Origin of the sequence: Bacteroides sp. OM05-10AA (genome assembly GCF_003439055.1) — a bacterium.
Lineage (GTDB): Bacteria > Bacteroidota > Bacteroidia > Bacteroidales > Bacteroidaceae > Bacteroides > Bacteroides intestinigallinarum.
Map to the genome: position 1 here is coordinate 41,187 of NZ_QSUR01000027.1, position 15,502 is coordinate 56,688.

The window sequence follows — 15,502 nt, forward strand, 5'->3', positions numbered from 1 at the left end:
CACCTTATCACTAGAATGTTAAGTTGATTCCGAAAGTATAGACTGCCGGTACGGGATAGCTGCCGTTGTCTACTCCGAATGCAGTAGCGGTACCTCCCAATTCCGGTGTATATCCGGTGTTATGTTTCCATGTCTTCAGGTTCTGTATGTTCACATAAACCTTGAGTGCCTGTAAACGTATCTTTGCAAGCAGGCTCTTGTCGAATGCGTAAGCCAACTGTATATTACGGATACGGAAGAAATTTCCGTTCTCAATGTAATAGTCGGAGTTCATCGTATTGATGGAATGTTTGGTATTCAACAAGGGTTGCGTGTTGGAAGTACCCTCTCCGTGCCAACGGCCCAGACGTTGCTCCAGGTAGTTGAATTGGGCAAAGTTGTAATTGTCCCATGTGCGGTAAATCTTGTTTCCACCCTGTCCCATCATGTCGATGCCTAACGACCAGTTTTTGTAATCTACTCCGAGAGATAAACCGTAAGTAACTTTAGGAGTCGGATTGCCTATCATGGTACGGTCTTCCGGAGTGATTTTACCATCACCGTTGACATCGGCAAACTTCAAGTCACCGGGGGTAACTGTTGCCAGGGTGTTTTCCGGAGATGCATCGATGTCGGCTTGTGATTGATAAACGCCTGCTACCTTATATCCGTAGAAATATCCGATAGGATACCCCGCCATCGTATAACTTTGTTGCTTATCTCCGGCAATGATGGAATATCCATCCTGAACGAGGCTCTTCACTTCATTCTTGATGGTAGTCAGGTTAGCACTGACAGAATAACCCCATTCGCCGATCTGGTCACGCCAGGTCACTGCCATTTCTACTCCTTTATTCTGAATCTGTCCCAAGTTACCGATGCCGGGGATTGTTCCGGAAATACCGGGAACTTCTGCCAGCAAGTCTTTGGTGTTCTTCATGTAATAAACACCTTCAAAATGCAAGCGGTTACGAAGAACATTCGTTTCGAATCCGGCTTCCCATGCTTCTACTTTTTCCCAACGGAGGTTAGGGTTGGGCAGATAAGCCAGTTGGTAGCCCGGATAAATGATAGACGGCTTTCCGAAGACTGCCGAATAGGCATTGGTCAATAGCGGTTCGGCAGGATAGGCTTTATCCAGATTCTGGTTTCCCAGTGTACCGTAGGATGCTTTGATTTTCAACATGTCAAGCCATTTGATATCTTTCATGAATTCTTCTTCAGACATCAGCCAACCTCCACCCAGGGAGAAGAAGTTTTGCCATTCGTTGCCTGTATAGGAGAAAGCGGAAGAACCATCCCGGCGGAATGAACCGTTGAACAGATATTTGCCTTTATAATTATAGATGACACGTGCAAGCACGGATAGCGTACTGCGTTCCCATTGGGTACTTCCATTGGTAGCTGTGGCGGCATCGCCGATGCTGACAAACCATTTGTCCGGATCGTCGGGAATAACCAGTCCTACACCTTGTTTACGTGCTCCGTCCAACCGGCTCAAAGAGTTGTAGTAAGTCGTAAAACCGGCGGTTGCAGTCAGGTTATGATTGCCATTATCGAAACTATTGGTATAGGTTAATACATAGTCGCTCTGTACTTTCGTCTCATTTTCCTTGAACTGGCTGACTTCTGTCTTTCCTGTTCCCAACGTAGAGACGTTTCCGCTAACTGCGGCATCATATACTTTTACGATCGGTGTGTAGGTACGTCCGTTATTGGATGCATAATCCATTGAGAACGTAGCTTTGAATTTGAAATGTTTCAGGAAGTCCACTTCACCGTAAATGTTACCCGATGCCCGATAATTCTCGGCTTTGGTAGTATTCGCTTTTAAGCCTATATCTACCATCGGGTTGTTGATCTGTGCTTTCTGGAATTCGGGCAGAGAGGTATATAATCCATATTCTTCGTTATACACCGGAGCAATAGGAGTGGCACGAAGAGCATTCAGCACCTGCTTGGAATCGGCAGGGAGCATACGTGCTCCGTTAAACTGAAAACCGACTTTCAAGAAGTCTGTAATCTTATAATCATTGCTGGCGTTGATGGTCACCTTGCTGAATTTCTCATGCTCGATGTTTCCCTGTTCGTAAGAGTAGCCTACACCCAGATAGAAACTATGTTTGGGCGAAGCCCCTGTAATACTAATGTTGTTGTTTGTAATGAAAGCAGTTTGGAAAATTTCGTCTTGCCAGTCTGTATTGGCATCCCAACCGGTATAATCGAACGGAGCGTCTCCCTGATTGGCAAGTTGTTCGCTATATAGTTCCTTGAATTGCGAACCATTCACCATTTTCACCTTGTCCACTACTTTTTTGAAACCGAAAGAAGTGTTGATATTCACCAGTGTCTGTCCCTCTTTGGCTTTCTTTGTGGTGATGATAATCACACCGTTCGCACCGCGAACACCGAAGATAGCCAGAGATGACGGGTCTTTCAGAATCTCCATAGACTCGATGTCTTCCGGATTCAGAAAATTGATGTTGTCGTTGAATAGTCCGTCGACAATGTAAAGCGGTTTATATCCGTTGATGGAGTTTGTTCCGCGGATACGGATTTCCGGATCAGAGCCGGCCCGTCCGGAGTTTACAATCTGCACACCTGCTACCTTTCCCTGAAGGGAAGACAGCGGATTCATAGCCGGTTTGTTGGCTATTTCTTCTCCTTTGACATTGGTGATAGAACCTGTCAGGTCTCTTTTCTTTGCACTACCGTATCCGATAACGACTGTTTCGGCTAGCACTTGCGAGTCTTCTTTTAAAGTGACATTGATTACGCTCTGTGTCCCCACTTTGACGCTTTGCGAAGTCATTCCCACGTATGAAAATACCAGCACGTCCTCCGGAGTGACAGAGATTGAATATTTACCGTCCATATCCGTGATGGTTCCGGTGGAAGTTCCTTGTACGAGTACCGATGCGCCGATCAATGGCTCATTGGCAGCATCCGTCACTGTTCCTGTCACCGTCTTTGTCTGTGCAAAGACTGATGCAGAGGCCAGTAGCAGGCAAACAAGCGTCATGATGCTCCTTGACCTGATGGCTTTTTTCTGAAGATGTTGTAAAAGTCTAGTCCTCATTGCATTAAATTTTTCCATTTGTTATTATTTAGGTTGAAGTCTTTTTTCTGCCGTCTTTTGGCGAGAGTAACAAAGGGAACAAACGAAATTCAAAAAAGATTTAGGGAAAAAGGGGAAATGCTTGTTTTTAACACAATAGTAAAGGCAGAGGGGGAGAGTGGAAGCTGAAATAAATAGAGCCTCCATTGATTTAATACGGAATCAGTGTGTGGGGATAGAATTATGCTTTATGACTTGTATGTATCTTTGTATTGTTGTGGAGTAAGTCCTGTCAATTTTTTGAATAAGCGGTTGAAATAAGACTGGTCCTCATATCCTAGCAGATAAGCAATGTTCTTAATCGACATGTTGTCTGTTATCAATATGAGCTGTGCTTTTTCAATTCTCTTCTGGTTGATATATTGCAATGGAGTGTTGTTTACCTCTTTTTTGAAAAGCCGGATGAAATGGTCTTTGGACAGGCAGGAGATTTCTGCCAGCGAATCTATTTCTATTTTTTGATAGATATTCTTCCGGATATAAGACAGGGCTTTTTGAATCCGGTCGTCATTTGTTTCAATTTTAGGCTTGGCATTTTTTAGGAAACGTGCCATGAGTTGATAAACTATTCCCCTTGACTCTACCTTATCATAGAAGTCTCGTTGTTTGTTTTTGATGATACTTTTAATCAATGTCGGATTGTTGTCATAACTTGTCGGATCAGATTGCGGCAAGTGCATGGTCGGGTTGATCTGGCACAATCTTTTTATGAGTGGCAGTTCTAAGTCGCCTGCCGGTATTTCCACAGGAAAGTTATAGTCTTCCAGAATGCTCATTTCCGATTGATGGTCTTCATATATATGGAGGTAATAATGCGAGAAATAGGCCTCACATGAATAACTGTGAGTTGTAAATGACGGAATCAGGTAGAGGTGGTTGGGGAGTAACTCCTGTACTCCTGACGGTAAGATGATACGTGCGGTTCCTTCGGTCACATAGTACAGTCTGGTGAATGGACTGCTGACGTTTTTCCAGTTCCAATCTGCGTTATGGATGGCTAGTCCTACGTTTAATATCAACAAATGTAGTTGGTCGATGGATTGTGTCATAACTTTAGCGAATTAATTGTTTTAACATACAAATATCGATAATATCCTATATGATGACGTGTTTGGATAATGAAAATCTCAATTTGCTGTTCTATTTTTGTATCGTCACAAATATAGAGAAATTATAAATAGTTATATCATGAAAACAACACACTTATTATTGATTTCTGTTTTATTATTATGCGGAGAGACAGTAATAGCTCAAAATTATCCTGTTCCGGTTTCGGAAAAGAATGAGAAAATGATGAGAGGGAAATTTGAACCGACTTGGGAATCCCTGAAAAATTACAAAGTTCCCGAATGGTTTAGAAATGCCAAGTTTGGTATTTGGGCTCATTGGGGACCCCAGTGTGTGGAAGGTTCCGGTGACTGGATGGCGCGTGAGATGTATTTTGAAGGTTCGGGAGCTTATAAACATCATGTGGAACACTATGGACATCCATCCGAGGTCGGTTTCAAGGATATTATTCCTTTGTTTAAAGCAGAGAAATGGGATCCTGATAAGTTAGTTGCATTATATAAGAAAATAGGGGCGCAATATTTCTTTGCTTTGGGTAATCATCATGACAATATGGATCTCTGGGATAGCCGGTACCAACCGTGGAACTCGGTGAACATGGGACCTAAGCGGGATATTCTTGCAGAATGGGAGAAGGCTGCGCGTAAATACGAGCTTCCTTTTGGTATTAGTTTCCATGCCGATCATGCCTGGACCTGGTATGAGCCTTCACAGCGTTATGATAGAGAGGGGGCGAAAGCAGGTATTCCTTATGATGGAAAGCTCACTAAAGAGGATGGTAAAGGTAAGTGGTGGGAAGGATATGATCCCCAAGATTTGTATGCACAGAATCATCCGATGAGTGAAGGTAGCTGGAGTAATGGCATGATTCATAGACAATGGGGATGGGGAAATGGAGTTTGCCAGCCAACAGTGGAGTATTGTACGAATTTTTATGACCGTACGTTGGACGCAATAAACCGCTATAATCCTGATCTGATTTATTTTGATGTAACCGTACTTCCTTTTTATCCTATCAGTGATGCCGGGTTGAAGATTGCCGCACATTTCTATAATCATAATATGGCGACTCATAAGGGGGAACTGGAAGCTGTGATGTTTGGTAAGATTCTGGATGAGCAGCAGCGTAAGGCTTTGGTTTGGGATGTAGAGCGTGGTGCTCCCAACAAGATTATTGAAGAGCCCTGGCAATCGTGCTCATGTATCGGAGGTTGGCATTACAACACCTCTATTTATGAGCATAATGGTTATAAGTCGGCTGCGTCAGTCGTAAAGCTGTTGGTTGATATTGTCAGCAAGAATGGTAATTTATTGCTTAGCGTCCCTTTACGGGCAGATGGAACGTTTGACGAAAAAGAAGAAGTGATTCTGAATGATTTGGGTGACTGGATGACTGTCAATAAAGAAGCTATCATCGATACTCGTCCGTGGAAAGTCTTCGGTGAAGGTCCGATAGCGGAATCTGCTATCCCTATCAATGCGCAAGGGTTTAATGAAGGTGCTTATGACAAGGCAACTTCAAAAGAGATTCGATTTACACAAACGGATAAAAGCTTATATGCTGTCGTATTGGCATGGCCGGAAGAGAAACAAATCACGATTAAATCATTGGCAGCAAAAAGTGAGTTGCATCCGGGTAAGATCAGTAAAGTTGAATTACTGGGCTACGGGAAAGTTTCGTTCACCCGTTCTGAACAGGGGCTTGTTATAAATATGCCTGATAAACGGGTGAACGCGATTGCACCGGTGTTTAAGATTAGAAAGTAGATACATGAGAGATCAGGACTTTAGAACATCTGTTCTGCAGTCCTGATACATTCAATGACATCTTCCTTATCTCCGCTGAAAGGACCGGATTTCTCTATTTTTAAAGTCGACATGGCTGCAGCAAAACGTCCTGCTTCTTCAATGCCGGCACCTGACACCCGTTGGTATAGATAGCCGATGGTATAAGTGTCTCCACATCCTGTTGCATCCACCACTTCTTTGGGTTTATAGGCCGGGATGCGATAAAATTCTTTTCCGTTGAAAATAAGTGAGCCCATGCTTCCCAAGGTGACTAATACTTCTTTTACTCCCCATTTATATAATTGACGGGCAGCTTCACGCGGATCGGAAAGACCGGTCAGCACTTCCATTTCATGCTCGTTGACTTTGAGGAAATGAATATATTGCAAGGCTTCTCTCTTATCTGTCCAGTCCACCGGATAAACGTGGGTGTCACGAACCTCGCGCAGGTAACCTTGCGAATCTACTGCAATCAAACCTTTCTGGGATAGTGCTTTGATGACTTCTAATGAAAAATCATCTGCCAGCAGAGAACCGAGGTGGTAGATTTGTGCATCTATCTCTTTGAGCTGGCTGGCGGTGAACGGATCGGCTTTCGCTAATACACGTTGGGTACGGTCGTCCGGATTGGCACCATAGATATTTTCGAAGTATACGGAGTGCTTGCTAGGTAAGGCGGTTACGTTAATACCCGCTTCGCGTAGTTGCTCTACAACTTTCATCTCGGTGGCGCCTACTGCCGTTACCAGCGCATAATCAATATCATTAAAATGACGGATGGCATGTGAGCAATAAAAAGCTGTTCCTCCCGGCATGTAGACAGTGTTTTGAGGAGTGACTACTTTGTCTAATGTGATGTGACCGATGCAGCAAAGTTGATGTTTATTCATATCAAATCAATTCAAAAGCCTCCAAGATAGTATCCTGAAGGCTTCTAGTTTATTTTACTTAAATCAATGAGCTTCTAATTCTTTCGCAAAGGTATTTTTTATTTCTGATAAACCTAGTTAAAGTGACAAAAAAACACCAGATCTCATACCTTAATCCTTTTGAAATTCGTCCGTTTCTTATGATTTACCATTCATTCCACGCTAATTATCAACTCTTTTCCTTCTTTCAACTTATCATGTGTAATGAAGTAACTTTCAACTTTTTCGTTGTTATAAGTTATGTTTGTTATCTTTTCTCCATTTCCTTTTTTGCTAATAGTGAAATCTTTGCCATTCAAATTAAATGTTGTCTTGTCGAATAAGGGTACAGTGATAATATACTTGGGGTCAGCGGGTGAATATGTATATAACCCTATGGCATTCAATACATACCACGAAGACATCTCTCCTGCGTCATCCATACCGCAATATGCTAATTTTTCGGGTCCCATGCGATAATAATCGTTCAGGATCTTATTCAATATTTTCTGTGACTTTTCCTGTTTGTCTACAAAATAGTACATATAAGGAACGCTATGTCCAGGTTGGTTTCCATGACAATATTGACCGATAAAAGTAGTCAGATTATGTGCTTCATATCCCTCCCATGGGATCATGAATAATGAGTCTAATTTCGTTTCAAATGCCTCTTTGCTGGGGAATAAATTAATGAGACCTTGAGGATCGTGGAGAGCAAAGAATGTGGATTGCCATCCATTAGCTTCACGATACATATATTCATAGAATGGTCTCTTAGGGTCGAATGGAGTAACCCATTCTCCATTTTCCAACCGGGGACGCATCTGCTGTGTGGTAGAATCGAATAAATGTTTATAGCTATCTGTTCTTTTCATTAGCTTTTCATAATTTTGCATATCGCCCAATTCTTTTGCCAGCAAGGCAGTGGCATAATCATCGTATGCATATTCCTGTGTTTTTGTCACGGCTGCTTTTGCTACTGTTTCCAATTTGGGATCTTTAATATCCATTTCGGATATCCATCCTCGTTCCATATACTCTTTAATATGAGGTCTGCTACCTTCGCCCTCTGCAAAAGCATTGTTTAATAGTATTTTATATGCTTTCTGCACGTCAAAATCACGGATGCCTCTTAAATAACTCCCTGTAACAAAGGCAGACGCATGATCTCCATGGAAAAATCTTGGCATAAATCCTTTAATTTCTCCATAATCGGTAATAGACTTTATGACATCCGCCGTGACATCAGGAGAGACCATACCCAGCAAAATCAACTTATTGCGATAATCATCCCAAAAAGAAGGTTCACTGTAGTAACGAAATCCTTTGTTTACCACCTCGCCTTTGGCGTTAACATATTCTCCATTAACATCGCTCAATAATATAGGCCATAAAAATGCTTTGTAAAGAGCAGAATAAAAGGTTTCTTTTTGCTCCTCCGTACCGCCTGACACCTGAATTTTAGATAACAATCCTTCCCATGTGTCGCTTGCCTCATTTCTTACTTGCTCGAAATCTTTATTGAGTATCTCTGCCTCCAGGTTTTTCTTTGCATTTTCAACACTAACATAAGAGAAGCCGACCTTCATTTCGAGAGGATTGTCTATGTTTTCATTGTCGATAAAGTTTATAATGCGAACTTCTGCATCTCCATCTTTCAATGATTCTATATCCTTGATCTTATGGTTGGTAACTGCATAGAAATAGAAAGTAGGACCTGTTTGTTGATAGCCGCTGAACACGTTATCGCCCGACTTCTCTATATTCCAGCCTCTTATATACTCATTAGAATGGGAGAGGTCGGCCAATAGTTTTTTCTCTTTCCCGTTTTTATAAGTATATTTGTGATAACCACATCGTAATGATGAAGTCACCTCTGCATTAATATCATATTTTTTGAGATAGACCTGATAATATCCGGGACTTGCCGATTCGTTATCGTGACTATACCCCGTATAATAAGATTTTGGATCAACATTCCCGCTTACCGCTATAAATGGAACATAACAGAGATTCCAATGCCCTTTGCTGGTATGAACAAAAGCATGGATAATAGTATCTTCATACTGATAGCCCGAGCCGCTTCGCCACATGGTGACGGGAGTGACTTGTACCATAGAGTTAGGTAAGGATGCACCGGGAAAAGTCTCCCCTCCCCATGCCCTGCGAGTGGGATTGTACCCTAAATCTATACTGTCCCACAAGGTGGTAGTCCCTATAAATGGATTGACATAATCGGTCAAACGTTTGTTCTTATCCTTCTGAACTGCACATCCTGCCACAATGGCTAGAAGGGCGAGAATGATAGTCGCTTTAATTTTTCCAAACATATATTTTCTATTTAATCAATTTTCATCTGAATACAGGAGCGCTATATCCGGTATAAGTGGGATATGTATTATTCACAACCGGCCATCCATTTATCCAATTTACTTTATCAAGCATCAGGCAACGATAATCGAGCTCGTCAACATATCCATGATACAGAATCCAGTCCTGACCCGCATCGTCTGTGATGATGCGCGAACAATGTCCGGTTGAAGAGAATCGGTTATTGCCTTTCAACATTAACTCATGCTTGACATCGTTCATATCTTCCCCTTTTTTATTGGTATATGGACCCATGATGTTATTCGATTGTCCGACAACTAAACTGTATGTACCACCTTTATGATATTGGCCGGTAGATAATATCAGATTGTATACTCCGTTTTTCTTGATAACATAGGCGGCTTCGTATTGACCTCCGGCAACTTTCTTTCTTACTGCTCCTTTCTTGATAGACATTCCATCGGCAGTTAATTCTATCACGCTAATTTCGCGAAAACTGCCCCAGAACAGGTAGTTACGGCCATCCTCCTGATAAAGATAAGCATCAATGGAAATATCGACTCCCTGCTCATTACTGTCTATTAGTTTTCCATGATCGGTAAAAGGACCGGTTGGCGAAGATGAAGTAGCTACACCGATGGCATGCTTCCATTCGGGTGCAGGCTGTGAGTAGTATATCATATACTTGCCATTCACCTTACTTACAGTAGGTGCCCAGATACCAGCATCATTCATTCCTGTTATTTGAGGATGAGTTGCATCTGTGAAGATGGAGCCAGCTCTTGTCCAGTTAATAAGGTCTCTCGACTTCATAATAGGTGCATTTTTCATATTGGGATCTGTCAGAGAGTGTTCCGTTGCATACAGATAGAAGTAGCCATCCTCTCCCCTTATCACATCGGGGTCGGGTAAGGAAAAGGCTGTAAATACAGGGTTTTGGTATTTGGCGGTATAACTTCCATGAGAAGTGATGTCCAGAAAATCATGAGTATAATTCTTCTCGGCTGTCATTGAGATCAAAATAGTGGTATAATACCTGTTCAAGTCATTTTCATCACATAGTTCGGCTGGAAATTTAAACTGTGCTCCATCCCATTGTCCGGTTGCAGTGGGGGCCATGTCTCTGTAGCCGGGTCTGTCAATGGCCGGCCTTTGTCCGAATTCAGGTCCGAGTTGTCCCCAGGCTTCTTCTTGTTCGTTAATAGTGAAGATTATTTTGTATCGTTCGTCAAAGCCCCAGTCAGTAGCGAATAATTGTACATTATAATCTTTTAGTTCCCAGCAGCCCTTTGAGGTATAATTAAATTCATTTTTCCGTCCTGTCCAGCTAAAACGAATTGCTACCTTATTTATTCTCTCTGTGGTAACCTGATAGGTATTGAAGTTCAAACGGATGCGATAAGTCCCTGTCTGTGTTACTGTTGTTCCAGAGAACTGCTGTCCGGTAGTCTCGTTCAATGTTATACCATCTTCTTTCAGGTTGAACGTTCTTTTTTGCTCACCTAGTTGCGAATAAAAAGAATAGGGTTTGTTAGCTTCCAGTTTCGTATATATTTCATAAATCGTGGTGCTGTTATATTCTACTTTTTTCACTTCTTGACCATCTTCTGCTCCCTCTCCGGTGATGTATAATTTCTCTCCCTCTTTGATGATGCCACCTAAATCGGCTGGCAGAACGAAAGTGATACTTCGAAATTCTTCAGATAGAATGGTATTTAAACCTTTAGTGGTCTGTATAGCCCATTTTAGTTTTATATTGTTGCCGGCAATACCTCCGGCAGAGGTTGCGATATCTTTAAGTTTGCGTTGTGTTAGTCTGATATTGGTATTTGCCCCTGCATTATCTGATGAAGCCTTATATACAGGAGCTGAAAAATTGCCATTTTCTTTATCGAATAGAATCGTATAATTAACATCTTTAGTTTCGCTTTTTGACCATTCGAATAATAGATCTGTAACAGATTGTAATACAATGTATTCATCATTGACAGGGACGTTAAGACTCTTAACAGCAATGAGTTGCTCGTCTTCTATTTCATCTTTGTCGTTACAAGCAATAAAACTGATTCCCAACAGACTTATTATTGCTAAAGTGAGTAAGGACTTAAAATTAATATGTTGTTTCATCTGATATTATTTATGATTGGATATAACAGGAGGTGCTATTACCCTGCAATTAGCCAAGATTGCAGGGTAATAAATAGATGGGTAGTTTATTTGTTATAGATTTTACTTAATCTACAAATCCATTTTTCTCTAATAAAGCCATAGCTTCTATAGTTGTTGTACCGCTAATGGCGGAACGTAAATCGCCCCATGATGTATCACCTTTTGGCATTTGCCACCACGTAGGACTCATTTTGATATCCGGTTTTTCGGTTCCAAGAGTCCATAAGTAATTTGCATTATTCTTCAGGAAAGCAACAAAACGCATTCTGTCACCGTCTGAAAGATCCGGATGCTGTATAAGTATGGTAAAGTAGCGTACAAATATACCTTTGAAGAGGTTACAGTCGTGTCCGCCGCCATCACCGGTTTGTTCGCCATAATCCCTCATAACCTTATAGGCGGTATTTACATTGTTTGCTATATGATAACGGGCTACTTTCACTGCATCGTTAAAATATACTTTCTCTTTGGTTATATTATATAACTCGATAGCTGCTCCCATAAATGTTCCTACATCATACGAATAATCTCCATTTGTAGTGTCATAATTTTCAAATATCCGGCCTGTAGACAATACGGTACGGTGATATTTCATCCATTCGTATATCCGTAGTGACCATTGTAGATTAGTGAATCCGTTTATGGTCTCATCTGGGTATTTTTGTGCAAATCTGGCTGCAATAATAGCTGCAGGTCCGTTTGATGGTATACCTTTCCCCATACTTTCAGCATCAGTTCCTACTTTCCATTGGATACCTCCACCGTCGTAATCATTCCAACCTTCGGTGATCCATGTCCACAGATCGTGAGATGATTTTAAGAACCGGTCATCATTGGTTGCATAGTATGCACGTAGATGAGCCATTGCATGCCAACCCATATCGTCATAAAAATCGTGTCTCCATTTGCCTCCATTTTTATTTTTTACTCCATCATAAAAATCCCAGATTACTTTTTTATACTTTTCATCATGGGTACGCAAGTAAGCATCCACTACCACATCCAGACCATGAGCTTCGGGCCAATAGTCGTTTTGTGCTATTTGTCCGTCGAATGTATTGTTGAAACATCCCACAGATGTGTTCCAATACCTGTTTACAAAAGTCGTTGAAGCGCTGTCGGCTGCTGCTGTCCATGAGTACTTAGGAAACTGGTTTACTTCTATATATTCATCGTCGTATGAGCCACACGACATCAGAGAACATGAAAATGTAAGGAAAATCCCGAATAATATATTTTTCATAATTGCTTCTGTTTTTAGCAGTCTGTTTCCCTTACGAGAAACAGACTACGTATGGTTTAGTCACCTGTATTTATATTAGTAAAGTCGTGAGTGTAATTTTTCTCTGCAGTCATAGATATCGTAACATCTGTAAAATATTTGCTGAGATTATTTCTGTCACAAAGTTCTTCCGGGAATTTGAATTGGCTACCATTCCATTGACCATTATCGGTAGGAGCCATATCACGGTATCCGGCTCTATCTATGCTAGGCCTGTTATCAAAGAACTTGTCTTTAATTTGTCCCCAGTCTTCTTGTTTGCCATCTACGGTAAATTCAATCTTATAACGTTCGTCAAAGCCCCAGTCTGTCTTTTGTAGTTGCACATTATAGTTCATGAGTTCCCAAACACCTTTCTCGGTATAATTGAAAATACCGCGCACATTTGTCCATGAATTACGTATGGCAACCCTATTAATCTCTTCGAAAGAAATCTTCTTGTTCTTGAAATCAAGTTTAATACGATAGACACCTGCTTTATCTATTGCATAAGTAAGTGCTTCGCCTCCGGCAGTTTCTTCAAGAGATTCTCCATCTTCTTTTATTGATATGATTCTGTCAGAGTTGGCTTGTAATCTGGTGTAGAAATAGAATGGTTCGCCAGCTTCCAGTTTGGTATATATTTCGTAATAAGTGCCCGATTCAGCTTCTATCATCTTCACACGTTGTCCTTGTTCCGAACCTGCTCCACCAATGTACAATCTTTCTCCATCGTCCAAATCTTCGAGACCTGCCATACGGAGTAAGGTTATTGTTCTCGATTCTTGAGCCAAAGCGAAGTTCATTCCCCTGTTTGAGCGCACGGTCCACTTTACAACTGCTTCTTCTTCAGACTTTGCACCGGCAAGCCGGGCTATTCTATTCAAGCCTTTTTGCGTAATGGTAGCTCCGGTATTCAAACCATTGCCGTCTGCCTGATAAATATATATAGGGTTAGAAAAGTCCCCGTCGAGTTTATCGAATAATATATCGTAATAAACCACGCTGTTATCTTCCGCTTGGGCTTTCTCCCATTCAAAGTACAGGTTTGATACATCTTCTATTACTGCATATCGATCTTCAACCGGTTCGTATAATTTAGGAACTGAAGTGACAGATACACTCTCAAATTCTTTCACTTTCTCACAACTTGTAAATACTCCTAATGCTAATGTCAGGAATGTTATGGACGTAAATAATATTTTGTTTTTCATCTTTTTATATATTAAATGATTAAAAATAAGCGTCATGATTAATATCCGGGGTTCTGACCCAGATTGGGATTGATCGTAAATTGTTGCCTCGGCACAGCCCATAGATAATCCCGATCCCTGTTGAATGAGTTTTCATGGTATGAGAAGTATGTCAAATCACCGCCACTCAACTTAAATTTGGCTCCTCTGAATGGTTCATTCAGAACTTCTTCTGCAATTTTCCAACGGCGTATATCATAAATACGCGTTCCTTCCAGTGCCAACTCTACGCGTCGTTCGTCCCTGATAATTTGACGAATATCTCCACTTGTTGGATAGTCCATTGCCGCAGGTGTTTCATTGAATCCGGCACGGCGGCGGAGCTGTGTTATTGTTTGCTCCCAAATTTCGGGAGTCATTTTCTCCAATTCGTACATAGCTTCTGCGTACATCAACAAAACATCGGCATAGCGCAGTGTTACAAAATTGATGTTGCAACTCCATGAAGTACCTACTGTCCACGCACTTGGACTCGGGTCATAATACTTCCTATAGAAATATCCGGTTTGCGAACCACTGGCATGACCAATCTTGTCTTTATTCTCTTTTGATGCACCGTTGGGATTTACATTTACTGTATAGGAAGAACCGTCTCTTTTTTGCACTATGCTGCCATGACGAACGATTGTCATATCCATACGCGGATCACGGTTTTCATAAGCGCTTTTTGCTTCATCCCATTTGCTTCCATCTCTCATCAGATAGGTGTCTATAAGGCTTTGAGCAGGACTTGCGACTATGTATTGCACCGATTCCAGATTGAATGGAACATATGTGGATATATCACTCCATGTACGTACTTTAGGCACATACTGGATATCCAGAATTATTTCGTTATTATATTCATTTGCTTTATAAAATATTTCCTGATAATTGGAATGAAGTGAATATCTTCCATAGTCAGCTTTGTCAATCAACTTTTCTGTATACTTTTTCACTCTCTCCCAATCGTTGAAATTTAAGGCTACACGGGCGTTAAAAGCTACTGCCGCTCCGCATGTAATCCGTCCTCTATCGGCTCTTGCATACCGTTCTTTGGTCGGCAGTATTTCTGCTATCTCTTCCAACTCCTGATGTATCCATTCTACGATGGTAGCTTGTTTGGTTCGTCCAATGGTTCTTGCAGTTTGTTCGTCAATATCCTGCGTAAAGAATGGTACATCTCCATACCAATTTGTCAATTGGAAATAGAGGAAAGCACGAATAAAGCGGGCTTCAGCTTTCATCCTGTTTTTGAGATTTTCATCCATTTCTACTCTATCGATATTGGCTAAAAGTGTATGGGTTGTTTTTATCCCACCATATATCTCACCCCAAACTTTATCGAAAAGACCTGTCGAGGATGTAGCCTGTCCGTTACTGATTGTTTTGATATCATCACCACCGTATCCGTTATAGAGGTTGTCACTCAATCGTTCGTCACGGAATACCCATTCCGTACTATTCATCTGGCGATATGCCATATGCAAAAGCGAAGCTGCTTTTTCTTCTGATGTCCAATAGTTTTCGTCAGTAAATTTATTTGTAGGGGATACATCCAGATCGACGCAGCCGGATGAAAATATGCAAATAAACAGACACCATGAAAAATATTTAATTATTGTTGTTTTCATATATTATACTATAT

9 protein-coding genes are annotated in these 15,502 nt (G+C 41.3%); 1 reads left to right on the forward strand and 8 read right to left on the reverse strand.

The features are described 5' to 3' along the window. Positions 1-10: 10 nt before the first annotated feature. Together DXB58_RS19155 and DXB58_RS19160 are read right to left on the reverse strand one after the other, a co-directional pair. A complete protein-coding gene (locus tag DXB58_RS19155; RefSeq protein ID WP_122137911.1) occupies positions 11-3,076 on the reverse strand; it encodes a TonB-dependent receptor in 3,066 nt (1,021 codons plus the stop codon). Positions 3,077-3,285: 209 nt separating this feature from the next. Then, on the reverse strand, positions 3,286-4,146 hold the full coding sequence (locus tag DXB58_RS19160) for an AraC family transcriptional regulator (protein ID WP_122137912.1): 861 nt from the start codon (positions 4,144-4,146) through the stop codon (positions 3,286-3,288). A gap of 139 nt (positions 4,147-4,285) precedes the next feature. Here DXB58_RS19160 and DXB58_RS19165 point away from each other — a divergent pair, with 139 nt between their 5' ends. After that, entirely contained in the window at positions 4,286-5,932 is a 1,647-nt protein-coding gene (locus DXB58_RS19165) for an alpha-L-fucosidase (protein ID WP_122137913.1), read from the forward strand. Between the two features lie 20 nt (positions 5,933-5,952). On the opposite strand, the gene DXB58_RS19170 is transcribed toward DXB58_RS19165, so the two are convergent. The 6 genes from DXB58_RS19170 to DXB58_RS19195 form a co-directional block, all read right to left on the reverse strand. Then, positions 5,953-6,843: a PfkB family carbohydrate kinase gene (locus tag DXB58_RS19170; RefSeq protein WP_122137914.1), complete on the reverse strand. Its 891-nt coding sequence runs from the start codon at positions 6,841-6,843 to the stop codon at positions 5,953-5,955. Positions 6,844-7,034: 191 nt separating this feature from the next. Further along, the gene (locus tag DXB58_RS19175) at positions 7,035-9,191 is read right to left on the reverse strand and encodes a GH92 family glycosyl hydrolase (protein WP_122137915.1); all 2,157 of its coding nucleotides are present in this window, start codon (positions 9,189-9,191) and stop codon (positions 7,035-7,037) included. A 22-nt stretch (positions 9,192-9,213) separates the two neighbouring features. Beyond that, complete coding sequence (locus DXB58_RS19180) at positions 9,214-11,319, reverse strand: family 43 glycosylhydrolase (RefSeq protein WP_122137916.1); 2,106 nt, start codon at positions 11,317-11,319, stop codon at positions 9,214-9,216. Between the two features lie 106 nt (positions 11,320-11,425). After that, positions 11,426-12,604 (reverse strand): glycoside hydrolase family 76 protein, encoded by a 1,179-nt coding sequence (locus tag DXB58_RS19185; RefSeq protein ID WP_117932216.1) that lies wholly within the window; start codon positions 12,602-12,604, stop codon positions 11,426-11,428. A 56-nt stretch (positions 12,605-12,660) separates the two neighbouring features. Beyond that, entirely contained in the window at positions 12,661-13,836 is a 1,176-nt protein-coding gene (locus DXB58_RS19190; protein ID WP_158571573.1) for a SusE domain-containing protein, read from the reverse strand. Between the two features lie 38 nt (positions 13,837-13,874). Further along, on the reverse strand, positions 13,875-15,488 hold the full coding sequence (locus tag DXB58_RS19195; RefSeq protein WP_122137918.1) for a RagB/SusD family nutrient uptake outer membrane protein: 1,614 nt from the start codon (positions 15,486-15,488) through the stop codon (positions 13,875-13,877). Positions 15,489-15,502: the final 14 nt, after the last annotated feature.

Bases quoted from the DNA above. Each gene is read 5' to 3' on its own strand.
- DXB58_RS19155 (WP_122137911.1), bottom strand. From the start codon at position 3,076: ATGGAAAAATTTAATGCAATGAGGACTAGACTTTTACAACATCTTCAG.
- DXB58_RS19160 (WP_122137912.1), bottom strand. From the start codon at position 4,146: ATGACACAATCCATCGACCAACTACATTTGTTGATATTAAACGTAGGA.
- DXB58_RS19165 (WP_122137913.1), top strand. From the start codon at position 4,286: ATGAAAACAACACACTTATTATTGATTTCTGTTTTATTATTATGCGGA.
- DXB58_RS19170 (WP_122137914.1), bottom strand. From the start codon at position 6,843: ATGAATAAACATCAACTTTGCTGCATCGGTCACATCACATTAGACAAA.
- DXB58_RS19175 (WP_122137915.1), bottom strand. From the start codon at position 9,191: ATGTTTGGAAAAATTAAAGCGACTATCATTCTCGCCCTTCTAGCCATT.
- DXB58_RS19180 (WP_122137916.1), bottom strand. From the start codon at position 11,319: ATGAAACAACATATTAATTTTAAGTCCTTACTCACTTTAGCAATAATA.
- DXB58_RS19185 (WP_117932216.1), bottom strand. From the start codon at position 12,604: ATGAAAAATATATTATTCGGGATTTTCCTTACATTTTCATGTTCTCTG.
- DXB58_RS19190 (WP_158571573.1), bottom strand. From the start codon at position 13,836: ATGAAAAACAAAATATTATTTACGTCCATAACATTCCTGACATTAGCA.
- DXB58_RS19195 (WP_122137918.1), bottom strand. From the start codon at position 15,488: ATGAAAACAACAATAATTAAATATTTTTCATGGTGTCTGTTTATTTGC.